This window comes from Sphingobacterium faecale (genome assembly GCF_016746095.1).
GTDB classification, from domain to species: domain Bacteria; phylum Bacteroidota; class Bacteroidia; order Sphingobacteriales; family Sphingobacteriaceae; genus Sphingobacterium; species Sphingobacterium faecale.
Genome location: NZ_JAERTY010000005.1, coordinates 145927 through 172057, shown reverse-complemented (window position 1 = coordinate 172057; position 26131 = coordinate 145927). Strand labels below are relative to the sequence as shown.

Sequence of the window (26131 nt, the reverse complement as noted above, 5' to 3'; positions counted from 1 at the left end):
TATAGATAGATGAAAACAAGAACACTACGCTTAGTCGCTTTACTATTGGTGTTATTATCTGTTGGACAACAGCAACACGTATTTGCCTGGGGCATGACAGGTCACCGTGTCATTTCCGAAATTGCCGAGCAACATCTCAGCAAGAAAGCCAAGAAAAACATCGCAAAGATTATTGGCAAGCAGACCGTTGCTTACTGGTCCAACTGGGCCGATTTCATCAAGTCAGACCCAGATCCAGCCCTCAATAAAACAGGCTCATGGCACTTTGTAAATACCCAGGGCAACCTGAGTTTCGAGGCTTTCACCGCTGCATTGAAAGCATCGCCAGAAGACAACCTTTACAAAGCTTACCTTCGTATCAAAAACGAAACAAAGGGCAATAAAAACCTTACTCCCTTACAGCAGCAGCAGAACCTCTACTACCTTGTACATCTCTTTGGTGATGCACACCAACCGATGCACGTCAGTAGAGCCGAAGACCTCGGTGGCAATAGAATAGAAGTTTCTTTCTTCGGTCGCAAGACCAATATCCACCGCGTTTGGGATTCGGATTTGGTAGACAACGAAAAATACAGCTATACCGAATATGCACGGGTACTCGATATCTTCGACAGCAAGCACTACCATCAGTATCAATGTTCTTTCGAGCAGGCACTTTATGAATCGCACGAACTGGCCAACAGGATATATAAGGATGTCGAGTACAACGCCAATCTAAGCTACAAATACATCTACGACTACAAGTACATCATGGAAGAATGCTTACTTAAAGCAGGCATCCGTCTAGCGTACGAGTTGAACGAGATTTACGGTTAGTTACCGCTCTTAGCGTTGCCGATTAAGAAGCTTTACACCCACGACGACGGCATCTGGAGAACCTGTCCCGTGCAGCGAGCGGACATAATCCACACGAAATAGGCGGTACTTACCCCAACCGATATTATCAAGCCCTACCGAGAATTCTTGGTAGGGTTTTCTTTTATCCGTACTCAGCAGGTGATACCCGACAATCGTCTGTAGCTGTAATCTATTGACCCCTGGTATCTTGTTGAGCAGATAGCCCTTAAAATTGTGTTCACTATGTAGCTCAAGATAAGCCTTGTTCGTACTGTGGGTATAATAGGGCAGTAACAAAAAATTGCTAAGGTAACGGCTCGACGTACCGATATGCGTGCGGTTGCCGTTAAAATGCTTGAAATCTGTAAAGGCAATACCATCCGCATTTAAGAAGGTACCTGCAGATAGCGCATAGCCCAATACCCCTTTATTGCCGAAAACCACATCCTGCTTCAGTCCCAAGGTAACCTCTTGAAAACTATAGCCTTTATAAGAAGTACCAAATGCACTGCTGTAACCAAGCTGTAGCACAGGAAAACGCGTATCGTGATTATAATCGATGCGATTAGGTTTCTTATCAATCTGTGTATTAAAATATATAATCGCCTTCAGGTCCGCCTTCCACAGGTCATGGTTCACGAATGCGGGCACTCCCGTATTGCCAATATCCAACGGGTTATTGGGCGTATACGGTCTATTCGAAGAGAAGAACGTATAATCCGTTCCATTAAATACATTGCTACGTTTAAAATACCCCAAAGAAGTAGCCAGTTCCAGACTGGGGTGTACATACTGTTTATAAGTGGCTTTCACAAAGTCATCGCGGTACAGCTTCATAAAGTTATCTCCCCAAAACAAGCTGTATACGGTATTAAATTCTGCTGGTATCGGATTGTCTGGATTAAACTGCTTCAGTGCACTTCCTCCCATCAGCCCCAACGTGGCATACGTAGTCGTATTGAAACGCAGTAGCACATTTCCCGTCGTATAGAGCTTCTTGTCCGCCAGTCCATAGTTAAAGAGTACACCCGCCTGGTAATAACGTCCTATGTCGCTATCTCCCTTTGTTGCCGATAGCCCCGCTTTAAAGTTCCATCCCTGCACCGTATTAAATAAAGTCCGCGATAACGACAGGGGAGAACTATAACGTATCATCAACTTGTTTGGTGTACTTTGATAACGGTAGCCAAGCAACACATCCTGTATACGAAAGCGGCTACGCAGGCAATCTATCGAATCGATATAAGCTGGCGAACTCGTTACCAACAGCAGGCTATCCCTACGATAGTAATCCTTCACTTCATCCGCAATCAGTGGCACCTTCCGCATCTGCTCCCAATAATCGGTATCTTTCTGGTTCGCGTCCGCATTAAATTCACTACTTACCCGGCCAAAGGTTCCTTTATCAAATTGATCCACATACTTATAATTGGTAAAGCTATGTGTAAAATGCCCCTTAAAACGTAGTCCCATGATCCCTGCCGTAAAATCCAATGTCTGCAACTGTTTAGACCACAGCCTGTCACTATTGTTATACGTATATTGCTGACGCAAAAACAGCGTATCCAGCACAGGCTGATTGATACTCGTTCCCAGTAGGACAAAATCCAGACCGTATACCTCCCAGCTATCTTCTACGATATATACAACTCCCTCCACCACCGGCTCCGATTTACGTTTGGCCTCGACCTGTATTTTATAAATAAACTGGCCTTCCTCTTTCCACGAAGCCAGCAGTTTGTACCTGTAATAAGAAAAAGCCTGATCGGCGATAGGACTAATTATCTTCGTTGTACCTAGGCTGATATAATTATTATATAAGTCAAAGGCTGTACCTTCGGCGCGGTTGAAACTAAAGCCTTGATTTTCGCCGCTGATCTTGGACGCCACAATCGTTTCCTTCATCTTGTTCGGCTTATCCACTACGATATGAGACACCGTCTCCGATAGATATAGCATTCCAGAACCTGTACTATCGAGCAACTGATTATCATCCTGCAACTTGGCGCCAAGGATCTTTTTAGGCAGATTAATCGCCGTCAATGAACCTTTCGAATAGAAATCAGCTTCGAACTTATCCCTTGACTCCGCATTTTTATTTCTAGTCGCAATCGCTTTTTTAATCAGATTGTCGGCTGGGTTTACTGTTGAGCGGACCACTACCTCCTCAATATCATAAGCTTCCTCCTGTAGTACGACATCCAACCTGTGTGGCTGCTGTATATCCACCAGCAAAATCTTTTTCGTCTCGAAACCAAGACGCTGAACAACCATACTAACAGAAGAGGAGGGAAGCTTCTTAATTTCGTAAAAGCCCTCGGCATTTGTCGAGGTAGCGATATAAGTACCCTGTATACTGACTGTCACTGCTCCCAATGCATCACCATGGCTATCCGTAATCCGACCACGTACCTGAGTCCAACCTAAACTATACAATAGAGTCAAAAGAAAAAGTAGTAAAAACCTGATAAAGCGATACATATTGCTTATTTGTAGTGAATTGACAAAAACAGTTAAAGGTAATAAATTCGATTTCTTCAGATGTTATTGATATGTTAAATGGAAGCTTAGCTTTTACCTAAGGACTGCAGGTATAAACTGTAATATTTTTTTTGTATGTTTTCATCCGTTAATCGTACCTTTGCGCTATGTCTGAAAAAATAATAATCCTTGATTTTGGTTCTCAATACACCCAATTAATCGCGCGTCGGGTTCGCGAACTGAGTGTATATTGTGAGATCCATCCTTTTAATAAAGTTCCTGACTTAGATGATACCGTGAAAGGGGTTATCTTTTCAGGCAGTCCTTATTCCGTCCGCCAAGAAGACGCTCCACAGATCGACTACAAAAGTATCCAAGAACGATTCCCGCTATTAGGTGTTTGTTATGGTGCGCAGTATCTGGCACAACAATATGGTGGTGAGGTCTTACCTTCAGAGATACGCGAGTACGGCAGAGCCAACCTACAATTTGTAGACAATGACAATGCTTTATTAAAAGGAATCCCTGCACAGTCGCAGGTATGGATGTCTCACGGAGACACCATCAAAGAGGTTCCAGCAGGCTTTAATATTATAGCGAGTACAGATAAGGTACGTGTAGCGGCTTATCAGGTAGCAGGCACCAATACCTATGGCATACAGTTCCACCCGGAGGTAACACATAGTACAGACGGACAGATGTTAGTCAAAAACTTCGTTATCGACATCTGTGGATGTGCACAGGATTGGACTTCTGAATCTTTCGTGGAGAGCACAGTAGCAGAACTAAAAGCCGACTTGGGCAACGATCACGTTATTATGGCGTTATCCGGTGGAGTAGACTCTACTGTAGCGGCTGTATTATTACAGCGTGCTATCGGCGACCGTTTACACTGTTTCTTTGTAGACCACGGTTTGTTACGTAAAGGGGAGTTCGAGCAAGTATTGGATTCCTACAAAAACATGGGACTTAACATCAAAGGTGTTAATGCCAAAGAACTGTTTTATACCAAGCTAGCTGGCGTAACTGAGCCGGAGCAAAAGCGTAAAGTCATCGGAGGAGCATTTATCGATGTATTCGACCAAGCGTCCAAAGACATACAAAAAGAACTTCCTGAAGGAAGTGAAGCAAAATGGTTAGGTCAAGGAACGATATACCCGGACATCATCGAGTCTATCTCTGTAAAAGGCCCATCGGCAACGATTAAGTCACACCACAACGTAGGTGGACTGCCTGACTATATGAAATTAAAAGTTGTAGAGCCTTTAAAGACATTATTCAAAGACGAAGTACGTCGTGTAGGAAAAACGCTAGACGTAGATCCTAACATCCTGAATAGACACCCTTTCCCTGGTCCTGGACTAGGAATTCGAATTTTAGGTGATATAAATGAAGAAAAGGTACGGATTTTGCAGGAAGCAGATGACATCTATATACGTAACTTAAAAGAATCGGGTTGGTATGATAAGGTATGGCAGGCTGGAACAATTTTCTTACCTGTTCAATCCGTCGGTGTGATGGGAGACGAACGCACATATGAGCACGTTGTCGCATTACGCGCTGTAGGTTCACTCGATGGAATGACTGCAGATTGGATTCATTTGCCTTATGAATTACTAGCTAAGATATCGAATGAAATAATCAATCATGTTAAAGGAATCAACAGAGTTGTTTACGACATCAGTTCAAAACCACCGGCGACCATTGAGTGGGAGTAAAAAATTGAAAAATTCAGGCTTATTGATAGCTGTTGCATTAGCTTTAGGAGTGTCCTCGTGTACTCCTAAAGTGGGTGTTTTGCGTGCCCCGGATTATAAGGGCAATGTGGGCAACAACAGCTCCAAGCCAGGAGAGACGAACAAAATACCTGACGGTAGTAGCGAGACCGGCGAATCGGCCAAAGAAAACATGGCCAAACGCTTTATAGGACGTAACATTTCCTTGGTACTTCCTTTTCAGCTCGACCAGATTTCTGAAAACGCTCTCGCTGAGAAAGACATCAAGCGTGCTGCTTTAGCACTGGATTATTATCAAGGCTTTCAACTGGGGTTGGAAGAGTTGGCAAAAAAAGGAGCAGACTTCAATCTGAATGTTCTGGATTCTCGTGACAATGCTAGCTACAGCGGTAGCCTGGCACTCTCTTCGACTGTTGAAGAAGCATCCATTGTCATCGGTCCGGTATATCCACAGGAAATAAAAGCTTTCGGTACTAACCTGAAAGACAAAGAAAAATTACAGATTAACCCGTTAGCAGCTTCAATGCCAACAGAGTTTAATCTGCCAAATCTTGTTTCTTTGACTCCTCCTATCAAGGCTCACAGTAATGCGATTGCAGCCCGCGCCGCTCGCGAGTATAGCGCTGGTGATGTTATTATTATTTTCAACACAACCGACTCCGATGGCAAGCAGTTTTTAAACGGTATGTCTACGGCTATCAAGCAGGCCAAAAACAATGCCCGAATTCTTTCTGTATCCTCGATAAGCCAGCTTGATGAGAATCTCTCATTGACAGGTACTAATATCATTGTCACAGGCACAACAGATAAGAACCAGCTGAAAAATCTGTTGACTAATCTGATCAAGAAATACGGCGAAAACACGTACAACTTCAGCCTCTTTGGTCATCCGCTATGGGAACGTTATGATTTTAGTATGTATGCGGGATTTGCAGATTTAAATCCGACCATCACCACAGAGAGTAATCTAAAAACATGGTCTGCTGCTGTAAAAGTATTTAAAGACACTTATGCAGACACCTATGGTATACAGCCATCTGACCAATCGTACAAAGGTTATGACTCGGCACTTTACTTCGGTGGACTGATTAACAAGTACGGAGCAGACAGACTAAAAGAAAAATTAACAAAAGAATCCTACAATGGCTTGTTCAGTTCTTATAAATTCAGATACAACGAAGCTTGGGGATATGCAAATGAATCCGTAGCCTACCGCTCATACCGCGGAGGCTCATTTCAGCTGCAATAAAAAAACAATAATGGAAGTTAATGAAAGACGAGTCTCACAGCAGCTGAGGAATTTTGAACGTGCCCTTACTGGATATGATAAAAAGGAGCCCTTAGCGAGATACCTGACTCGCTTTTTCAAAGAAAACAAACAAATGGGGTCATCTGATAGAAAGATGACCTCTCGTTTTTGTTATAACTATTTCCGCTTAGGCAATGCCTATCCACAGGAAAATCCTATAATGCGACTTGTAGTTGCTGAATACTTATGCGAACAGCATTCGGATCTGGTCAGCCTACAACATCCGGAGTTGGCTCGATCCATACAACAATCCCTATCCGAAAAAGTAGAAATAGCAAGCCAACTGACGGACTTTGATATAGAGAAGCTTTTTCCTTTGGATGATGGACTTTCCACTGCCATAGATAGAATCCTATTTCTGCAAAGTCATTTTATACAGCCCGACTTATTCATTCGGATAAAAAGGGGGCAGGAGGAAAAAGTACAGCAAATCCTACAGCGGGAAGGCGCTGTTATAAACTCCGTTTCGGAACAGACTATCGCCCTTCCTAACGGCAGTAAACTACAGCATATAAGAGGATTGAACGGATTATATGAAGTGCAGGACCGCTCATCACAGTACACCCTAAATTTTATGAAATCCGGCGCTAACGAAAGCTGGTGGGACGCCTGTGCTGCTTCGGGAGGCAAGTCTTTATTGTTCCTAGACAGATACCCCACCACCAAGCTACTGGTATCAGACATTCGTCTTTCCATCCTACGCAATCTAGACGAACGCTTTATACAAGCAAATATCACACAGACCTACCGCAAGAAAGTCGTAGATCTCACCGACGCAGATAATGTAAAAAGGGCTTTACAGGATGAGCGTTTTGATGGTATCATTGTCGATGCTCCTTGTTCTGGCTCAGGTACCTGGGGCCGTACCCCCGAAATGATGCAATCATTCGATGCCGACAGACTACAGTATTTTACCGATTTACAAAAGCAGATTGTAGCTCAGACGATTCCTTTTCTCAAGACTGGCAAGCCTCTTATTTATATTACCTGCTCAGTATATGAAGCTGAAAATGAAGCGGTAATCAACTATATAGTCAATACCTTTGGCATGCATGTGGAAAAGATGGAGGTTATCAAGGGATACGAGAGTAAGGCGGACAGTATGTTTGCAGCCCGCCTCCTCAAAGTGTAATCAATACAAGCTTAATCACACTTACTAGGGATTACCAAAACAGGGCATTGTGCCTTGCGGATAACCGATTCCGAAACGCTGCCCGAAATAAAATGTTCGAATCCAGTTTTTCCATTGGTCCCTAGTATCAACAAGTCTGCAGCCCACTCGTGAGCCACAGTCAATATCTCCTCGCGGATATTGCCCACGCGGGTGAATGTAAATATCTCTTTGACCGAGGTAAAGTCGGCCGCCAATCTATCCAAGTATTCCTGTGCGGCCTGCTGCTGTATCTCCGCGACCTCTGCCACGACTATAGGCTGTTGCCCTAACAAGGGGTCTGCACCGTAAGAGGCCGGAGAGGTGGGAGGGATTACTGTTACCAGCGCCAAGGTGGCTTCTTGCCCTTCCAGTATGCTGTGCGCATACTCCATTACTTTATCTGAACAGGGACTATCATCTAATGCCAATAGTATCCTCTGAAATTTGGAATATCCCATAATAATTTAGTTTTTTAGAAGTATCTTCGTTAGTTTAAGAACAAGAATATATAATTATTGTTTTAAAAAATAAAAGCGAAATGGTTTTATCAGCTTGCAATCTTAGTATACTTCCTCTTCGGGCCGAGGCATCGCACCGTAGCGAAATGGTCACCCAGGTTTTATTTGGGGAGGCTTTCGAAATTCTAGAAGAAGGCGTAGACTTCGACCGTATCCGTCTTTTGGACACCTCTTATGAGGGCTGGATTCAAAGGCATCAGTCGGGGCAACTCGCTACACTGCAGCCTACCAAACACATTATCGACCTAGCAGGTGGCAAGGCTCATTCAACAACACATACGGTACAGCTTCTTCACGGCACACCTGTGCCCAGCAACAGCCTCCAAATCGGAAGTGAACTTTATACCATAGAAGGTACAGTACGTGAAGGTACCCTAGATGATTTTGATATCGAATTTCCAAAATTAATCCAACACTATAACAATAGCCCTTATCTATGGGGAGGCCGTTCGCCGTATGGCATAGACTGCTCAGGCTTTAGTCAGGTTGTATACCGTCATTTTGGGATAGCGCTGAGAAGAGATGCGTGGCAACAGGCTGAATCTGGCGACACCGTTAATTTTCTTCCCGAAATCAAGGCTGGGGATCTGGCTTTTTTTGACAATGAAGCTGGACGCATCACCCATGTAGGCGTCATGATTGACAATGAGACGATTATACATGCTGCAGGCCGGGTACGTATTGATAAAATGGACACCGAAGGCATATTCAACGCCCAGCAGAATAAATACACCCACAAGCTACGCATTGTAAAGCGCTATTTTTAAATCCCCGAATCCCATATTTTGAAAGAGAAAAATCCCTATCTTTATCTTCCCAGCTCACAGCTTTTTCCATATAGCACTGTTCAAAAAACAACAGTAGAAGATAATTATCTTCTACAAATAGCCACAGAGGCTCGTGCTTTAATCGATGTCGGAGACAACACGCAAGCGTTAGAAATTTACAGCTCTGCGATCGAGCAGTACCCCCAATATCCCTTCTTCTATGCCTGTAGAAGCCTATTGAATCAAGCTCTAGGAGATGAAGAAGGCGCCTTTTACGACTATCAGGTTGCCAAAAAATCGGACTTCAACTACCACATATTCCTAGAATGGCAAGAGAATAAAGGTAGCATGCTGCTCGCCCCCGAACTCGAAGAGCTGAATCGGGAGCTACAACAAAGCAGCAACCAAGCACAGCCTTATATCAATCGTGCAATGTTATGGGTTCAACATTTTGATTACGAGCTTGCTATTGCGGACTACCAAAGCGCCTTAGCGCTAGATGATAATCCGGAAATACACGTTTCTATGGCCGCTGTATACCTGCGCATGTTGCGTTATGATAGTGCTTTAGAGCAACTACAGCTAGCATTGAGCCGTAATGTGCAGCTGCACAATGCTTACCTGTACCGCGCTAAACTCCATGTGGCGATACACGAGAATAATGCCGCGTTGCAGGACTTCGAGAGCGCCCTAAAACTCACACTGGACAGCACTGAGGTATTGGAAGAACGCGCCGCATACTATGAGCGCATCGAGGACTGGCCGTCAGCTATCGCTGACTATACAGAGGTTATAGCGCACAATCCTACGGATTTTTACTGCTACGTGATGCGTGCCGACGCTTTCGAGCATACTGGAGCCTGGCAGGAAGCAATTGCCGACTACGACGAAGCCATCCGTTTGAATCCGCACTATTCGGATCTCTATCAGTACCGGGGCGAGCTCAAGGAAAAACTAGGGGACAAGGCAGGTGCCACTATCGATTTTGAAAAATACGAGGAATTAGAAGACGAATAACATATGGCAAACCCTAATGCTTATCTCAAACGCATCAAGGATGCAGCAGCTAAAAATCTCAAAGAAGGGGAGCTCTTTTTAAAGGAAAATAAAGAGAAAGCGGGCATCATCAGTCTAAGTGACACGTTGCAATACGAAGTCTTAAAGCAAGGTGAGGGGGTCAAACCTGGCCCTAAAGCCAAAGTGCTCTGTCATTATAAAGGTCAGTTACTAAATGGAGACGTATTCGATAGTTCCTACAAAAGAAAACGTCCCGAATCTCTCCATATACCCGAGCTAATCCGTGGCTGGCAACAGGCTTTAGTTCAGATGCCCGTAGGCAGTACATGGCGGCTTTATATACACCCGAGCTTAGCTTATGGTTTTGAACCCTTAACCAAAGAAAGTGGCGGAAATTGTACATTGATATTTGATATTGAATTGATTTCAATCCTATAAGTTATGCGATACGGTTTCTTTTTAATTAGTTTTCTTGTCGGTATGTACAGCAGTTCAGCACAACAGCTCCAATCAGTCATCGCAGCCCATTACCCAAATACCGACGAACCGGGTGGTATTGCTTTTACAGCGTGCCAGGGTCAAGTCGAGTTTTCACCTTTCGGTCGGGCCGAGCTAGAAAAAAAAACAGCCATAGAAGCGAGGACCGCATTTCGAATGGCCTCGGTCAGCAAGCAGTTTACCGCTATGGCGACCTATTTATTAATTAAAAAAGGAGCGCTCCATTTTGACACCCCGATCCGCAAGATATTGCCCGAATTACAAGAGGCCACCGCATCCATCACAATCGACCAGCTGCTACAACATACCTCCGGTATCTGGGATTATGAGGCAGTGATTCCTGAGGGATTGCAACACCAACTGAGCGATACCGATGTACTACAACTTGTGGCACCTATAGATTCGGTATACTTTCCGGCAGGAAGCACATTTCGCTATAGCAATACCGGATACTGTCTATTAGCGGTCATCGTAGAGCGTGTTTCCAAAACGGATTACGCTACGTTTGTCTCCACCCATATTTTTGAACCTACAGGCTTGAAGCAGGCACAGATCTATACTTCAGAATGTATTATTCCTAATCGGGCATATGGTTATCATCCTACCGCAACAGGTTTCCTATTTGCGGACCAAAGTAATACCAGTGCCACCAAAGGGGATGGAGGAGTATATATTTCTGCACAGGAATATATAGGTTGGATGAACACTAATAATCCGCTATGGGACAAGGTATTTTGGGAAACTGTAATCCGCCACAGAGTACCTTTACGAGACGGGATCTATTACAGCATGGGCTTATTTGTGAAAATGGATAAGAAAGACAAAATTCAAGCGGTATTCCATTCGGGAGAGAGCACAGGTTTTCACAATGCGGTCTTGTTCCAACCTCAAGAGCAGCGAACTGTCTGTCTATTCACCAATAGGGACGACCTTATTATCAACGAGGCTTATGATGATCTATTAAAAATCTACCAAGCCAAGCCATTGAATACCGAGGAATCGCTATTCCAGTGGCTAAGCAAGGTATATGCAAACGAGTGGCGATAAATGCCTAGATTTCTGAAAATTTAAAAATATCCTTTACCCGAATCCCTTTTTCGGTGTGTTGCAGCGTACAGCACTCATTAGTTGGGTCGTGTTCAAAGAATAGGATATACTCTTTTTCTACAATTTCCTGCCAGTAAGACTGACGCTCGTCCATCGTTGTCAGTGGACGCACGTCATAGCTCATCACATAGGGGAGTGGGATATGTCCGACAGAGGGCAACAGGTCGGCCATGTAGAGAATGGTTTTCCCTTTGTACGTAATCTGTGGCAGCATCATCGCTTCCGTATGTCCAAAAGCATAGCGTACATCGATATGGGTATCATAAGCTTCACCTTCTTTCAGAAACTTCAACTGTCCACTCTCTTGGATAGGCAGTATATTCTCTTTTAAGAAGGACGCTTTCTCCCGTGGATTCGGGTTTACCGCCCAATTCCAGTGTTTTTCGTTGGACCAAAAATGTGCATTCTTGAAGGCCGGCACCAATTGATCACCTTCGCGGGCAATAGCACCTCCACAATGGTCAAAATGTAAGTGTGTCAAGAAAACATCGGTGATATCATCCCGGTGAAATCCATGTTTAGCAAGTGACTTGTCCAAGGTATCGTCACCATGTAAGTGGTAATATCCAAAAAACTTATCATCCTGTTTATCACCCAATGCCGTATCTACCAATGTTAATCTTTTTCCATCTTCAATAAGGAGCAGACGATTGCCCCAGGTACAGAGATTATTGGAATCAGCAGGATTCGTACGTTGCCATATCGACTTGGGGACAACACCAAACATGGCCCCTCCGTCCAATTTAAAATATCCGGTATCTATGCTGTAAAGCTTCATTTTCTTGATTCTTTGGTTAGAAACAAACCTACATAAAATGAGGGGAATTCACTAACGATAAAATCCTTTTACCTTCATCTCCAGCTGTTGGATAACATGTCCCACAAAATCGACTCCTGTCAGTTGACTCGCTAATCCCAATGCTCCGGGGCTATACACATTGATTTCCATAATTTTGTCACCTACAATATCTAAGCCCACAAGATACATCCCATCCTCCTTTATCTTGCCACTGACCTGTTCCACCAGACGCAATACATGATCATCTACCTGTGCCTTTACAGCTGTCGCCCCTTGATGAATATTGCTACGGATTTCCCCTTCTTTTTGTACACGCTGTACAGCCGCATACTCCCCATCGATAACAATAGGCTCACCTTCTAACAGGAAAAACCGAAGATCACCTTTCGTTGCCTCAGGTAGGTATTCCTGTGCAATGACATAACCATCCCGCGCAATCACTTCCACGGTCTGCTTGAGGTTCTGCGGAGCGCCTGCCGAAATCAAAAACACATTCTTGCCCCCAGAACCCTTCACAGGTTTTAATATTATCTTATCGCCCTGTGTCTCCATGAAAGCCTGTATATCCGATACAAAGCGAGTGACCAGCGTTTTGGGCCGTACTGCCTTTGGGAAATTCTCCAAATAGAGTTTATTGCTCGCCTGCACCAGATAGTCGGGATCATTGATAACCAAACGCCCCATATACTTGATAAGCTGTGCAAACTGTAATCCCATAGCCGCTGCCCAAGGCCTATTGTACATATCCATAACAGGGTCAAAGCGGAGCCAGAGCACATCGACATCTGCCATATTGTACCGCTGCTTTTCGACACGCCTTAAGCTGCCCAACAGCTCTTCTTTACTTCCAATTGCCGTATCTGCTGTAATAATACGAGCATGTGCCTCCACATGTCGGTCATCGATATAGACAAAATCCGCCAAGCCAATATAGATAATGGTATGTCCACGCCGCAGAGCCTCATAGGCCAACAGTGTCGTTGTAAAACCATCTTCTTCTTTATGGGTCTGATTAATCAAAAATGCTATATTCATATCGTTCTTGCTATTGTATCATTTTAAAAATACTTCCTTCGTTTCTTACGGAATCCAATCTCGGCAGATAGGCCTCACTCAGATACCGGGGTCTGACCAATGGTGCATACATATAACCCCGTTGGATCAAATCCTGAATAACAGGGATATAATCTTCCCGAATCTTACCCACCATCAATAGGCTGAGATTTTGTCCTTGCTTGATATAATCGATAAGCTCCATTAGCCCCTGTAGGTATAAGGCGTCCTTTGTTAGTCCGCCACCACGATATACCCGCATCGTGATATTGAAAGCGGTCTCTTCGCCAAAACGATAATCTTCCATTAATAAAAAGAAGGTATCGATAAAGCTATGTCCCATAAGCATATTACGAACGGCTATAACACGTGCCGCCAATATGCGCAAGCGTTGGTTGGATAAGCCACCGATCAGGTATTCGGCAAATACGGCCAGCCCTTCCTGCAATTGCTCATAACCTGGAACCCCAAGACTGAACAGCTGCAGTGGCTGCGCTTTGCCGTTAAAGTAAGTGACGATGTGGGTACCAACCTCATGTTGTACCAAAGCCCGTGCCCGTTCGGGAGAAATCTGGTAATCTTCGCCAATATTGAGTACTCCACGGTTGACCATTACCCCCGATATATCCGACCGTACACGCACAGTCGTCTTGAAATCTTCCGACTGCTCACTCAGATAAGCAATCTCCTCACGTGCGAGTTGGGCAAACTCCTTTGCATTGAGTTTTCGCTCCGGTGCTACTGTCTGTGTCGCTGAATTGTGCGCTATCACCGTAAGGATAGACTGAGCTACTTGTAGCAGTTCGTCGCTCACATTACCAAAAACCTGTAAGCTACCATGCATAAAATCTTCTGTATTACGATCGGCAAGCATACTCATCATCTCGTCCAGCTCCCGTCGCTTGTCCCGAAATAGGTAAGCAATTGTCGGATCATAGATATCTTCGATCCGCAGATTGTAGAGGTTACGCTTCACGATATCGGGATCTATAGGCATCGGCCTATACTGAAATACCGGAGTCTTACGGAATCGCGCTTTCTTGAAGCTCTCCCAAGCCTCAGGGACGTTGATAGGGGTGACTAAGAGTAAGAAATCAAAACGCATGCTCTCGGCTGTGAGCGCCTTATCGATAGCAAACACATTCTCGGTTATTTCCTTCTTAAGATTGAGGCGGAATTTAGTCGGATTCTGATCGGTAAAAAGCCGTACATACTCAAAAAAGACACGTAGCAAAATTTTGCCCAACGACTCACTATAATGCCGCAGCAGAATAGGCAGGTAATCACCGCTACTCAAGCGATAGCTTGGCTGCACCGACAGTCCTAACGTGTAGATACTCTTGTCCATGGACTCCTTTAAGGTAAATAGCCGTTCGAAAGATGGATTACAAGGAACCTCTTTTAGCTTTTTGATATCGGTTACGATATCTGAGGCTTCTGTCTTTAGGTTTTTGAGCATATACTCGGCCAACGGAAGGATGCCTTTCTGACCGAGTTGAATCTCTACATCGGGCGCCTGCTCGTTGGCTGCATTCCACACCTCCACCAAGAGACAGGAGCCAAACTGCTCTTGGATACAGAGGGCTAGCTTTCGAAGTAGTGCTTCCACCTCCGTATCATGTTCCTGAATAATAACGCTAGCCAGCTGGGACTTTGCTAGATTAGACAACATTTTATCTTTTCCAGCTATGTTAGTCCTATAGATAAATATAAAGGGGACAATCTTTCGGAACACCAATTTGCCCACATTGGGCACCTGTACATGAAAGGGTTCTTTCGCCTTAATGGCACCCAAAATAAAGTTAAGTCGCTTATCATCCCTCATACGCAAAATACTCTTTTAAACCCTGTACAGTGTTAATAAGTAGCTGTTTGCATGCAGCTATACGCTTTACGTCCGGTTCGCCCGTCCACTCGTTCATGAAATCCTTGCGAAACTCGATAGAAAATACACAGCCTTTGTCCCCAAACCGCTTATTTAGAAACTGCGTCAGGTAACCACCCTTAAAGCGGACATTCTCCCGTATATCAATAGGTAAGCCATACAGCGTTTGAGAAGTAATGGTATGGATGAAGCTATCCGTTAGTTCCCGCCACTTCAGGTCGTTATAATACGTGCCTAGATTAATTTGTGGATTAGCCTCCTCATCTATCGTAGCAGTAGGGGACTCGCGATTGGCATTGTAACTATGTATATCCAGTACCACAAAGAAGCCGTAGTTTTGAATAGAGGACTGTATATGTTGCTCAATAAGCCGATAGATATATTGATGCTTTTTATAAAGCTGCTCGAGGAAGGTCTGTGGGAAACTCGTCTTCCATACCTCTAGACCCCAGGCCTGCTCGGGACGGAGGTAAACGGATTCTTCAACGGCGCGGTTTATATCCAGCTGGAAGCGCGATGTACCTATCACAAACTGATTGACAGGCAGTTCGGCAATCAGAGCTGTATAAGGGTCTTCCTCGCGGAGACGTTGCTTTTCCGACAGCAATAAATAGGGAAGCAGGTTATCGTCGATCAGATGGCCATCGTGCAGTGCAAACGACCAAAATGGGCTATCTATGGTATGTATATGGTAATTTATCTGTAGAGACATAGGCGTAAGATTTAGCTCTTTTGAATTAGAACAGTAGGGGAACTAAAAAGTTTTTTCAGAAAACTGTAACCATTTTCTTTTCGGAGGCGACTAATGGGGAAAGAACAATAAAAAAAGACATGGGAAAAGAAGAAATGCTATCCATAATGTTTGTAGGGCTATTTACAGCTATTACATTATCGATTTACTTTATTATGAAATTCAGGGCAATCCGTATCGCGAACTCAGGGAAAACACCTCTACGGGACACTCCGTAGATTAATGAAAGAAGAATACTATGGAACATAACGATAAACTATACGACCTGCTCAAGAACAGTAAATTGGAATTGCCTTTTGACGATTTCGAAAGCCGTATGATGCAACAGATTGTCGATTTTGAAAAAACAAAAGTCCAAATGCATCAAAGTAAGAAGATGGCACTGCTTTTTTTCTTGATAGGTACCGTCTTTGGTATGCTACTCAACTATGGACTAGGCTTAGCACTCGATTCCTATGGTTTGCCTCAAGCTTCCTTAGACAAAATCTCTTTCTTCTCTCAGCTAATCTACGTTATCCTGATTGTGCTCTTCAGTGACAAACTCTGAAAACTATTTAAGATGACACGGGAATCCGGCACTAAAAAATCAACTTAAGTCCCCCATAAAAATTACGTGTGGCTGCCGCATTAAAGTAGCGGCCACCAAAAGCGTTGATATCATTACCTAAACTGTACCGCTGATTCAGTAGATTGTCACCCCCCGCATATACTTGTACAGATACCCCACAAAAGCGAGGTGCCGTATAACTGAGCTTGGCTTGCACCAAATGAAACTTCTTCGCATATATACTATTGGCATCATCCAAAGGCATGGAGGAAGTAAAGTTGTGATACAGGTTTAAATCAAGCTGATAAGGAAAATTGATTTTAACGTTATTAGTCCATACCCATTGGGGCACTGCCGTCATTCTATTACCCGAATAGTCTTTATCAGCTACCAGGTACTGACCAAAATGATAGTCATTATAACTTACAGCTGTATGTACGCTCATTCCACGTAACAGGGTCGATTGTGGCGAAACGGGAATCGCACCCCACACGGATAGTTCAATTCCTTTCTGTTTCATCTCTCCGGCATTCTGATAATACTCTGCGCCAGCTTCATTCAGGCTACGCACGATACCATTCTCCATACGGTAGGTATAAGCAGCAATATCCAAAATTAGGTTGTTGTTCTTATTCCGTATTTTATATCCTACCTCGTAATTTGTACCTGATTCAGCTTGCAGGTCTATATTTATACTATTGTCAGAAGAACGTACCTCCGCAAGGGTAGGCGTAGAATAACCTTTGGCTACAGAAACCCTCCAAGACATTATCTCATGGAGCGTATACGAACTCGCTATGCGGGGCATCCATTGCTTATCAAAGGAAATACGGCCATCTGTGGGCATTACCACTGGGTATTTGCGGGTGTAGTCGATGTGATTACCATTCAGTCCGAGAGCACCTTCCAGGTTCCAGTTTTTCATCAGCTCAATCTGTGCCCTATAGAATACGTTCCACTGACTGTTGGTCATGCCATCCCGTGCCTGTACAGCAGCTGCCACTCCTTTGTTATTGTCGTAATTGTCGATAGCACTGCTTCCTTTTATCCCTTCAAATCCCAACTGCATCTGCCAAGGCAGTGCCGCCTGTGGATTGTCCAGCGACAGGTAAGTACGCAGTGCCCAGTTTTTCTCGATGCGCTCTTCGTAATTCGTTATAAAAGGGTTCTTGAAATCCGTGTAGGAACCAAACAAAGAAATTTGGTGCGATAGATACTTGCCGAGCTGTAAACGATGTGAGACTCCTCCGAATCCCGTTTTGTTATAGATAGCGGCCTGCTGCTCCTTCGCCCCCGGATTGGGGCCACCTGCTGGGCGTGAGGCTCTCGGATCCGCTTCATACTGCGCTAGGGTAAGTCCGCCTGGCGTTTCGTACCCCAAGTCGGTATATAATATAAAAGCACGTAGCTGCGCTATAGGTGCGTATTGCCATTGATGGGCTGTCTGAACAGTTTTCTTGTTCAAGCCTGCATTGTCCCGATAACCATCGGAACGTAAAAATGACTGGTCAAAAGAGAACTGATAATTGGGAGTCACCTTCTGCTGTAGGGATAGTGACTGTTGGAACAGACCGTAGGCACCTGCCGTAAGTTCAACTTCGCGTCTGTTCTCTAGCATTTCAAACCCCTTAGGGCTGATCTGCACGACTCCACCAGAATTAGCCCCGAACAGCGAGCCATCGGGTCCTTTGACCAGCTGTATCGTCTGTATACCCACCGGAGCAAGTAGATTGAGATAGGTATTGCCACCGGCATCTGTCAACGGAAACTCGTCTACATATACTTTGGTATTACGAATTCCAAACGGTGAGCGGATTAAACTTCCCCGCATGGCCAAGCGATAAGAACCCGGCGAACGTTCTTCCATACGTATCCCCGGAACAGTATTAACTGCGGCCAGCAAAGAAGTAGGGCTCTGTCGGGAGATAACCTCTGCTGATAGACTCTGAGTAGCTGATGTAACGCCCAAAGAAGACTGTTTGGCAAAGTACACCTTCACATCTATAGGCTGCAAAGCAATATTGGTACTGTCTTTAGAAACTTGTGCAGAGGCAGTCACTCCCAACAAGGCCAGGAGGAGGGTTAGGTTGGTGGTCAAATATCTCATCTGCTGTTAAAGATAGGGCTTTTTCCCTTAGAATGCTTCATTCAATCCCAAAAACAGGCCTTTCTGTCCAAATTTACCAATGGCGTAATCTATACACAGATTGGTACGGGTCATTTTATTGAAAAGCACCCGCAAACCTCCACCGCCTGAAGGTTGCCAGTACTTAAACAGCTTGGTGCCCATCTGGTCGTCTACAGTCTGAATATTTCCAAAGACCACACCGCTCAAAAACTGATTACGCAGTATTGGAAAGCGGTACTCGACCTCACCATATGCATAAGAGCGTCCTTTGAAATATCCGTTGGTATAACCTCTACCGCTTTTTGCATAGGGATCTTTGCCCGTCCCCGGCAAATCAAGATAGGGTAGCTTGCCACTGAGATTGTATGATCCGTAATACCATAAGGCCAATACGTGGTTAGGACGGCCACGCTCTGGGAAAAGCTGAAAATACTTACGAAAATCGGTAAGGAGTTGTATGGCATTCTGCGAACTTCCCATCCAAGTCTGGTTCGTCCGCAAGACCACATCGGAATAGATGCCTTTATAGGCGCTATTGGGATTGTCCCGGGTCATATACTGTAGATTGAACATCAACCCGTTATTATTGTTGCGGACAGGATCGAAGCCGTTCCACTTGCTGTAAATCTCATTGGGCGAAGGGGAGACCTCCGTCAGTGTACTGACATTGCGCTTTAACTCGAAATAGGCACCCGCACCAACAAATAGTCCAGGGCTCAACTTTTTATAAATACGTTCGTTGAATCCGTAGACGGTATATTTATTGACAAAACGGTCGCGGTCCGGATTACTGATGATAGACTCTTCTCCTGTAGGATTGGATAATGGGTGTCCGATCCCCATACCATAATCAAGTCCCACCATTTTAGCGATATGGATACTCCCTTTTAGGTTCCATTTGTTTTCTCGTGTATATACATCATGAAAAAGATAACCAAATACAATCCCCCTGGTCGTATAGTTCAAAGCAGTAGCAAACACTGACATACTGGTATTCTTTTTCTCGCCAAAATGCAATCCGCCCACGGCCTTGACACCAACCTGAAAACCGATACTTGGATTGTAATTGAAATTGGGTAGATAGGAGATACCTGACCGCTTCTCGGGAGTACCGTCTTTCTTTCTCTTCTTAAAGGGGTTGATATCCTGAAAAAGATTGACTACATCGTAGAGACTGTCTGGAGGCAATGGTTCGCTTTTAATCCTTTTCAGGATTAAACTGTCTGCTTGCTGCTCCAAGTCCTGTGCATAGGTATTTAACGCCAACAAGGGTAAAAACAAAAGGATGTACAGGTTTCTCATAGAGGTTTTCTTTCCATATTAGTAAGCACGAAAATAAAGATAAGTTTTGGCTTTCAGGCCTTTTGACGATCACAAAAAACGTTTTTCAAATTCATTTGTTCTCTTTTTCTACGTATATTACCGAGTAAGGATTATTATAATTTGTATCAAAACATCTTAAATAAAAAATATTATGTTAATTAAACAAGAAGAGACAGGAAGCAAAGGAGCCTTTGTTGCCTACGAGGAAAATAAGAAAATAGGGGAAATGAGTTATTCGATAGCCGGTACGGACAAGATCATTGTGGACCATACTGAAGTCGATCCCGAACAAAAAGGAAAGAGTATTGGCAAAATTCTATTGCAAAAGGTAGTCGAGCACGCTAGGGATAATAATCTGAAGATAATTCCGTTATGTCCTTTTGCGAAAGCCATGTTTGAAAAGAACATCGACATAAGGGACGTGCTCGCTTAAATCATCGCTTGCTATTGCTCCTTAAGGTCTCTCGGGCTAGGGGAGCAGGCACGCTAATCTTGAAAATGCTTTAGCTGTCCCAGCAAGCCGGTAAGCCCTCCGGTATGAATAAACAATATCCGGCTGCCTTTTTCGAACGTGTCCTTTTCCAATAAATCATGTAGTGCAAACAGAGCTTTACCGGTATAGGTCGGTTCTATCATGATGCCCGTCTGGCGTACAAAACTCTGTACAAACTGTATCAGTTGGGGTTTGACCTTTGCATAACCACCAAAATGGTAGTCCGGATGGAGTCTACTCTGCTGTAGGTTGGCACCCAGCTGCAGCATCTCATCGGCTATAAAACCTCCCCCTTTCAATACGGGTATCACATGCAACAAGCTTTTTTTATCTTCTTGCGCTATTCCCATTGCGATACCTGCCGCTGTAGTACCGGTGCCGGCAGCCACAAAGATATGATCATACTGCTGCTCGAGCTCACCGACTAGTTCCGAACAGCCACGTGCACCTTCTGTTCCCGAGCCGCCCTCATCAATCATAAAGCTTCTATCGGCTTCTTCGATTCCATTAAAGAGTTTTTCCTTGTCTTTGTAATCCTCCCGGGACACGAATAGAAGCTCCATACCAAACAGGCGGCACATATCCAGCACGGGATTCGAAATCTCCTCGCCCCGTATGAAAGCCTTAGCACAAAAACCAGCTGATGCAGCGACACAGGCCACAGCGAGGATATGGTTGGACCAAGCGCCTCCAAAAGTAATTAATGTATCTTTGCCTAATTCCTTTGCTTTTAATAGATTATATTTCAGCTTACGCCATTTATTGCCCGATATGAACGGGTGAATCATATCATCACGTTTTATATAGACTTGAACTGATTTCTGCTGATACAAAGGGTGCGAAAGTAATTGTTCAGGGCTAAAGAGGAGCATAGATAAAAAAGACGTTGTTAATATTCAGTATATTGAAGTAAGAGTGCGTCAAAGTTAGTACTTTTTGGTGTATTTCACTTACTTTTGTGCTATGAACGAAGACTTAGATATACAGGAACAAGACGAGCAGGAATTGTATGAACATATACGGATAGTTGCCGATAAAGGGCAAGCCTTGCTTCGTATTGACAAGTTTTTAATGAATAGAGTAGAAAACACTTCACGCAACCGCATACAAAATGCGATTGATGCAGGTTCTGTCTTTGTCAATGATAAAGTCATCAAAGCCAGCTATAAAGTAAAGCCACTCGATGTCATTACCATGGTCTTACCCGACCCTCCACGCGATACTGAGGTCTATCCCGAGGATATCCCGCTTATTATTACTTATGAGGATGATGACCTTCTTATGGTCAATAAAGAGCCTGGCATGGTAGTACACCCTGGGTTCAACAACTATACAGGTACGCTGGTGAATGCGCTGACATTTCACCTCAATCAGCTACCTACACTACCGGGTAATACAGGTCGACCAGGGCTGGTACACCGTATAGATAAAGATACCTCTGGACTATTGGTCATCGCTAAGAATGAATGGGCCATGACCTATCTGGCCAAACAATTCTTTGAACACAGCATAGAACGTCGCTATGTGGCCCTCGTGTGGGGAGATCTCCCAGAGGATGGTACCATCTCTGGCTATATCGGCCGCGATATGAAAGACCGTCGGATAATGAATATGTACGATGATCCCGAAAAGGGAAAATGGTCGGTTACACACTATAAGGTAATAGAGCGCTTAGGCTTAGTCACATTGATTGAATGCCAGTTGGAAACAGGACGTACGCACCAAATACGCACACATATGAAATCTATAGGCCATCCTATTTTCAATGATGTGAGTTATGGGGGTAACCGAATACTAAAAGGGACGGCATTTTCAAAATACAAACAGTTTGTGGACAATTGTTTTCAGATAATACCTAGACAGGCACTTCACGCCAGATCACTCGGTTTTAAACACCCGAAAACAAAAAAAGAAATGAATTTTGAAGTACCATTGCCCGAGGATTTTCGTTTAGTATTAGAAAAGTGGAGAGGTTATGCTGTTGAAAAAACACAGCAATAGGGGGCCGACAAACAATTACGCTTTAATGCATTTTTATGCCTACACATTACATGAACTACAACGGTACTTTGCTACCGGAAGACCATACTATATTTTCGGCCAATAACCGGGCATTCCGCTACGGCGATGGCATTTTTGAGACGATGCTCTATAAAGACGGTGAAATCCGCTTTCTGGATTTTCACATCGAGCGGTTACAACAAAGCATGCAACGGCTACAGTTGGAATCTCCAGGCAAGTTCGATACGTATTTCTTTAAAGGAGCTACGGATGAATTAATCCGTAAGAACAACATGCTCGGACAGCGTGTGCGTGTACGCCTTGCGGTATTCAGGGAAGGCGATGGGCTCTATACACCCGATAGCAACCGCCCGAGCTATATCTTTCAGGTGCAACGTTTGGAAGAACCACAAAGAGACAAGAAAAACGGTCTTATTATCGACCTATATACCGAGAATAAAAAACCCTTTGGCGATCTCTCAGACCTGAAATCAAACAATGCGTTGATATATGTGCTCGCTGGGCTGTATAAGAAGAAGTTTGATTACGATGATGTACTCATTCTCAACCAAGAAGGCTTTCTCTGTGAAGCGTTGACATCGAATATCTTTGTGTACTTTGAGAAAGCGCTATATACCCCTGCGTTGAATCAAGGTTGTATCGCCGGGGTGATGCGTCGCGTTGTGATGGATATCGCGAAAGCAGAGGGTATACCGGTCATCGAAGCACAGATCAGTCCCGAAATCATGAAAAAAGCGGACGAGATATTCTGCACCAATGCTATACAAGGAATACAGTGGGTTATGGGATACAAGCAGAAGCGTTACTTTAACAAAATATCCCGGATACTGCAGGATAGACTGGCAACCTGGACTTATGACAAAGAGGGCGGTCTATAGGATGAGGAGAGCTACAAATCCGCTTTTATATTTCGACGTAATTATATTGATTGTAAAGGCGAATTTATGTAGGTTTGTCCCATGTCTACAAACGGATTAATATCTCAAGATACTATCGTAGCGTTGGCTACATCTCCTGGCGCACAAGGTGCTATCGCTGTAATACGTGTATCAGGAAACGAAGCGATAAACATCGTCAATGGGGTGTTCAAAGGCAAGGATCTGACTGCCCAGAACTCACATACCATACATTTTGGGACTATACGTGAAGGGGAAGAAATCCTAGACGAAGTATTGGTCTCGCTATTTGTGGCGCCAAACTCGTATACGAAGGAAAACTCCGTAGAAATATCGACGCATAACTCAAAATATATCATCGAACAGATTATCAGCCTGCTGATAAAGAAAGGGGCGAGAGCCGCACGTGCCGGTGAATTTACCCTGCGGGCATTTCTCAATGGAGGGTTGGATCTTTCGCAAGCGGAAGCTGTAGCGGATCTAATCGCATCCAATTCCGCCGCTTCACACCAAGTGGCCATGCAACAGATGCGGGGTGGTTTTTCGAATCAGCTGAAACAATTGCGGGAAGATTTGGTGCATTTTGCTTCTTTGATAGAACTGGAGCTAGACTTCGGAGAGGAGGATGTGGAATTTGCAAACCGAGATCAGCTGAGGTCGCTTATACAACAGATATATACGGTAATCGGCAAGCTTATCCAATCCTTTGAACAAGGAAATGTACTCAAAAATGGGGTTCCGGTGGTTATCGCCGGTAAACCTAATGTCGGTAAATCAACATTATTGAACGCCCTACTAAATGAAGAACGTGCTATTGTATCGGATATAGCAGGTACGACACGGGATACTATCGAGGATGAAATCAATATCCATGGGGTGACCTTTCGATTTATTGACACCGCGGGCTTACGGGATACAGAAGATGTCATCGAAGCAAAAGGGGTGGAGCGTACACGGGAGAAAATGAAACAGGCACGATTGATTATCTACTTGTTTGACCCCACCCAAGATAATATCGCGGTGGTACAGCAGCAGATAAGTGAAGTGAAAGATCTGAATATTCCTTTTGTAACGATAATCAATAAGAGTGATTTGCTGGCAGAGGGCGATAGAGCGGAATATAGTGTACTGAACCCCTTGTATATCTCTGCAAAAAAGCAAGTGGGAATAGATGAACTGAAGGAAGAATTGCTAAACCAGGTCAACCTTTCGAATATCAACACAGATGATGTCATGGTCACGAATATCAGACACGTAGAGGCGCTACAACTTACACAGGCTGCGCTAGAACGCGTACTATATGGTATTGACAATCCCGTAACATCCGACTTTTTGGCGATGGATATCCGCCAATCGCTACACCATTTGGGAGAGATCACAGGTACGGTAACTACTGATGATTTGCTGGAAAACATTTTCTCCAAATTCTGCATCGGAAAGTAGGATTCCGAAGTTAAAGATTATAACATGTATTAAAAGCAGTCTTAAAACGACATTTAATTAGTTTTACGCTATTACACCTCAGGCCGTGAATTACAACTATGCTGTATTTCACGGCCTGAGGTGTTTAGATCCAAAAGGGAATCCTTGATTTCTAATACAAATTACCTAACTTCATGTAGAAAATTTATTAATTGTAACCAATTTCCTATGAACCCTTCTGTATTTTATGAAACAACCCCCTTATCAGAAAAAGATTGTTTTATGGTTTTTTCTCGAGAGAAGAAACTCTTTGATTTCCCACTTCATGTACATACAGAGTTTGAAATTAATTTTATTGAGAATGCGGAATATGCACAGCGTATCGTTGGCGATAGTATAGAAGAGATCGGAACGCTAGAACTCGCTTTGATCGCTAATCCACATCTGGCTCATGGGTGGTTTACCCATAAATGTCAGTCTGAAAACATAAAGGAAATAACCATTCAGTTTCATGCTGATCTTTTTAACGAGCAGATTTTACGTAAAGATCAATTTAGATCCATACAACAGATGTTGGAACGAGGGTATTACGGTATAGCGTTTACAAAGGACAAAATTCAGGAAGTAAGAAATACGATCTATGAACTAACTCAGGCAAGGGACGGTTTTAATTCGGTGATAAAATTATTCAAACTCCTATATCAGCTATCCTTAGACACTAATATGAGAGTGCTATCCAGCAGGTCATTTGGTTCAGACAAAGAAACTCATACGAGTAGGCGCATAAACAAGGCGATAAAATACCTAAATGAAAATTATGCAGAAGATGTCAAACTCAAAGATGTAAGTCAACATGTAGGAATGTCGGATGTTTCATTTTGCAGATTCATCAAAAAAAGAACCGGCAACAGTTTTGTCGACACATTGAATGCCATACGGCTTGGTCAAGCTAGCCGTATGTTGATTGATACATCACACTCCGTATCCGAAATAGCGTGGTTATGTGGTTTCAATAACTTATCAAACTTCAATCGGACTTTCAAAAAGAAAAGGGGACAGACGCCTACCGAATTCAGAGATCAGTATATAGGCTCCAAATTCTATTTTTAGCATATCTTAATATTAATAGGTATTTAAATTATTTCATGATCCACAATCTTGTGGATCGGTTTGTCTTTCATCTGTCATTAACTTTTTCCGATTAACCAGCATGGAAATTAACGAGCTCGCGAAGTCATTATATGATATGCGCCTCTTTGCAATCAGTTAAAATAGTACGTGCTAAATTAGCAACATGATGTAATTGTGTTTAAATAGTACTGTGATTGGATAAAAATGTATTAGCCAATAGCTTCCTCTCTTTTTAACTTTGATAAACACATAAATAGA

23 protein-coding genes are annotated in these 26131 nt (G+C 43.7%); 14 read left to right on the top strand and 9 right to left on the bottom strand.

The window, feature by feature from the left end; genetic code table 11:
• Positions 1 to 9: 9 nt before the first annotated feature.
• Positions 10 to 816: a S1/P1 nuclease gene (locus tag JKG61_RS10675; protein WP_202102968.1), complete on the top strand. Its 807-nt coding sequence runs from the start codon at positions 10 to 12 to the stop codon at positions 814 to 816.
• A 9-nt stretch (positions 817 to 825) separates the two neighbouring features.
• Here JKG61_RS10675 and JKG61_RS10670 read toward each other — a convergent pair whose 3' ends face one another.
• The gene (locus JKG61_RS10670) at positions 826 to 3318 is read right to left on the bottom strand and encodes a DUF5686 and carboxypeptidase regulatory-like domain-containing protein (RefSeq protein ID WP_202102967.1); all 2493 of its coding nucleotides are present in this window, start codon (positions 3316 to 3318) and stop codon (positions 826 to 828) included.
• A gap of 167 nt (positions 3319 to 3485) precedes the next feature.
• Between JKG61_RS10670 and guaA the strand changes: the two genes are divergently transcribed.
• The 3 genes from guaA to JKG61_RS10655 are packed head-to-tail and all read left to right on the top strand — an operon-like array spanning position 3486 to position 7495.
• A complete protein-coding gene (gene guaA / locus JKG61_RS10665) occupies positions 3486 to 5036 on the top strand; it encodes a glutamine-hydrolyzing GMP synthase (RefSeq protein WP_202102966.1) in 1551 nt (516 codons plus the stop codon).
• Positions 4966 to 6303 carry an ABC transporter substrate-binding protein gene (locus JKG61_RS10660; RefSeq protein WP_237249448.1) on the top strand — a complete coding sequence of 446 codons (1338 nt, stop codon included), beginning with the start codon at positions 4966 to 4968 and terminating at the stop codon, positions 6301 to 6303. The genes guaA and JKG61_RS10660 overlap by 71 nt, the downstream gene beginning before the upstream one ends.
• A gap of 10 nt (positions 6304 to 6313) precedes the next feature.
• Positions 6314 to 7495 carry an RsmB/NOP family class I SAM-dependent RNA methyltransferase gene (locus tag JKG61_RS10655; RefSeq protein ID WP_202102965.1) on the top strand — a complete coding sequence of 394 codons (1182 nt, stop codon included), beginning with the start codon at positions 6314 to 6316 and terminating at the stop codon, positions 7493 to 7495.
• Positions 7496 to 7506: 11 nt separating this feature from the next.
• Here the strand turns inward: JKG61_RS10655 and JKG61_RS10650 are convergent, their stop codons facing one another.
• Complete coding sequence (locus tag JKG61_RS10650; RefSeq protein ID WP_237249447.1) at positions 7507 to 7974, bottom strand: universal stress protein; 468 nt, start codon at positions 7972 to 7974, stop codon at positions 7507 to 7509.
• A gap of 80 nt (positions 7975 to 8054) precedes the next feature.
• On the opposite strand from JKG61_RS10650, the gene JKG61_RS10645 reads away from it, so the two are divergent.
• Genes JKG61_RS10645 through JKG61_RS10630 form a run of 4 tightly spaced genes read left to right on the top strand, consistent with a single transcriptional unit; the run spans position 8055 to position 11363 of the window.
• Positions 8055 to 8801 carry a C40 family peptidase gene (locus tag JKG61_RS10645; protein WP_202102964.1) on the top strand — a complete coding sequence of 249 codons (747 nt, stop codon included), beginning with the start codon at positions 8055 to 8057 and terminating at the stop codon, positions 8799 to 8801.
• An 18-nt stretch (positions 8802 to 8819) separates the two neighbouring features.
• The gene (locus tag JKG61_RS10640; RefSeq protein WP_202102963.1) at positions 8820 to 9818 is read left to right on the top strand and encodes a tetratricopeptide repeat protein; all 999 of its coding nucleotides are present in this window, start codon (positions 8820 to 8822) and stop codon (positions 9816 to 9818) included.
• A gap of 3 nt (positions 9819 to 9821) precedes the next feature.
• Complete coding sequence (locus JKG61_RS10635; protein ID WP_202102962.1) at positions 9822 to 10256, top strand: FKBP-type peptidyl-prolyl cis-trans isomerase; 435 nt, start codon at positions 9822 to 9824, stop codon at positions 10254 to 10256.
• 3 nt (positions 10257 to 10259) lie between these two features.
• Complete coding sequence (locus tag JKG61_RS10630) at positions 10260 to 11363, top strand: serine hydrolase domain-containing protein (RefSeq protein ID WP_202102961.1); 1104 nt, start codon at positions 10260 to 10262, stop codon at positions 11361 to 11363.
• 4 nt (positions 11364 to 11367) lie between these two features.
• Here the strand turns inward: JKG61_RS10630 and JKG61_RS10625 are convergent, their stop codons facing one another.
• Genes JKG61_RS10625 through JKG61_RS10610 form a run of 4 tightly spaced genes read right to left on the bottom strand, consistent with a single transcriptional unit; the run spans position 11368 to position 15872 of the window.
• Positions 11368 to 12201 carry an MBL fold metallo-hydrolase gene (locus JKG61_RS10625; protein ID WP_202102960.1) on the bottom strand — a complete coding sequence of 278 codons (834 nt, stop codon included), beginning with the start codon at positions 12199 to 12201 and terminating at the stop codon, positions 11368 to 11370.
• A 51-nt stretch (positions 12202 to 12252) separates the two neighbouring features.
• A complete protein-coding gene (locus tag JKG61_RS10620; protein ID WP_202102959.1) occupies positions 12253 to 13257 on the bottom strand; it encodes an ATP-grasp domain-containing protein in 1005 nt (334 codons plus the stop codon).
• A 10-nt stretch (positions 13258 to 13267) separates the two neighbouring features.
• Complete coding sequence (locus JKG61_RS10615; protein WP_237249446.1) at positions 13268 to 15100, bottom strand: flavohemoglobin expression-modulating QEGLA motif protein; 1833 nt, start codon at positions 15098 to 15100, stop codon at positions 13268 to 13270.
• The gene (locus tag JKG61_RS10610; RefSeq protein ID WP_202102958.1) at positions 15090 to 15872 is read right to left on the bottom strand and encodes an N-formylglutamate amidohydrolase; all 783 of its coding nucleotides are present in this window, start codon (positions 15870 to 15872) and stop codon (positions 15090 to 15092) included. The genes JKG61_RS10615 and JKG61_RS10610 overlap by 11 nt, the downstream gene beginning before the upstream one ends.
• A 277-nt stretch (positions 15873 to 16149) precedes the next feature.
• Here JKG61_RS10610 and JKG61_RS10605 point away from each other — a divergent pair, with 277 nt between their 5' ends.
• Complete coding sequence (locus tag JKG61_RS10605; protein WP_202102957.1) at positions 16150 to 16458, top strand: hypothetical protein; 309 nt, start codon at positions 16150 to 16152, stop codon at positions 16456 to 16458.
• Positions 16459 to 16489: 31 nt separating this feature from the next.
• Here the strand turns inward: JKG61_RS10605 and JKG61_RS10600 are convergent, their stop codons facing one another.
• Together JKG61_RS10600 and JKG61_RS10595 are read right to left on the bottom strand one after the other, a co-directional pair.
• Positions 16490 to 18565 carry a TonB-dependent receptor gene (locus JKG61_RS10600; protein WP_202102956.1) on the bottom strand — a complete coding sequence of 692 codons (2076 nt, stop codon included), beginning with the start codon at positions 18563 to 18565 and terminating at the stop codon, positions 16490 to 16492.
• A gap of 27 nt (positions 18566 to 18592) precedes the next feature.
• Complete coding sequence (locus JKG61_RS10595) at positions 18593 to 19888, bottom strand: BamA/TamA family outer membrane protein (RefSeq protein ID WP_202102955.1); 1296 nt, start codon at positions 19886 to 19888, stop codon at positions 18593 to 18595.
• Positions 19889 to 20060: 172 nt separating this feature from the next.
• Here JKG61_RS10595 and JKG61_RS10590 point away from each other — a divergent pair, with 172 nt between their 5' ends.
• Complete coding sequence (locus JKG61_RS10590; RefSeq protein WP_202102954.1) at positions 20061 to 20342, top strand: GNAT family N-acetyltransferase; 282 nt, start codon at positions 20061 to 20063, stop codon at positions 20340 to 20342.
• Between the two features lie 53 nt (positions 20343 to 20395).
• On the opposite strand, the gene JKG61_RS10585 is transcribed toward JKG61_RS10590, so the two are convergent.
• Positions 20396 to 21274, bottom strand: coding sequence for a 1-aminocyclopropane-1-carboxylate deaminase/D-cysteine desulfhydrase (locus tag JKG61_RS10585; protein ID WP_202102953.1), 879 nt, complete (start codon positions 21272 to 21274; stop codon positions 20396 to 20398).
• A 91-nt stretch (positions 21275 to 21365) separates the two neighbouring features.
• Between JKG61_RS10585 and JKG61_RS10580 the strand changes: the two genes are divergently transcribed.
• The 4 genes from JKG61_RS10580 to JKG61_RS10565 all read left to right on the top strand — a co-directional run bounded on the left by JKG61_RS10580 (position 21366) and on the right by JKG61_RS10565 (position 25852).
• Positions 21366 to 22403 carry an RluA family pseudouridine synthase gene (locus tag JKG61_RS10580; protein ID WP_202102952.1) on the top strand — a complete coding sequence of 346 codons (1038 nt, stop codon included), beginning with the start codon at positions 21366 to 21368 and terminating at the stop codon, positions 22401 to 22403.
• A 35-nt stretch (positions 22404 to 22438) separates the two neighbouring features.
• The gene (locus JKG61_RS10575) at positions 22439 to 23302 is read left to right on the top strand and encodes an aminotransferase class IV (RefSeq protein WP_202102951.1); all 864 of its coding nucleotides are present in this window, start codon (positions 22439 to 22441) and stop codon (positions 23300 to 23302) included.
• A gap of 81 nt (positions 23303 to 23383) precedes the next feature.
• Positions 23384 to 24763, top strand: a complete 1380-nt coding sequence (mnmE, locus tag JKG61_RS10570) for a tRNA uridine-5-carboxymethylaminomethyl(34) synthesis GTPase MnmE (protein WP_202102950.1) — start codon at positions 23384 to 23386, stop codon at positions 24761 to 24763.
• Between the two features lie 207 nt (positions 24764 to 24970).
• On the top strand, positions 24971 to 25852 hold the full coding sequence (locus tag JKG61_RS10565) for a helix-turn-helix domain-containing protein (protein ID WP_202102949.1): 882 nt from the start codon (positions 24971 to 24973) through the stop codon (positions 25850 to 25852).
• Positions 25853 to 26131 lie beyond the last annotated feature (279 nt).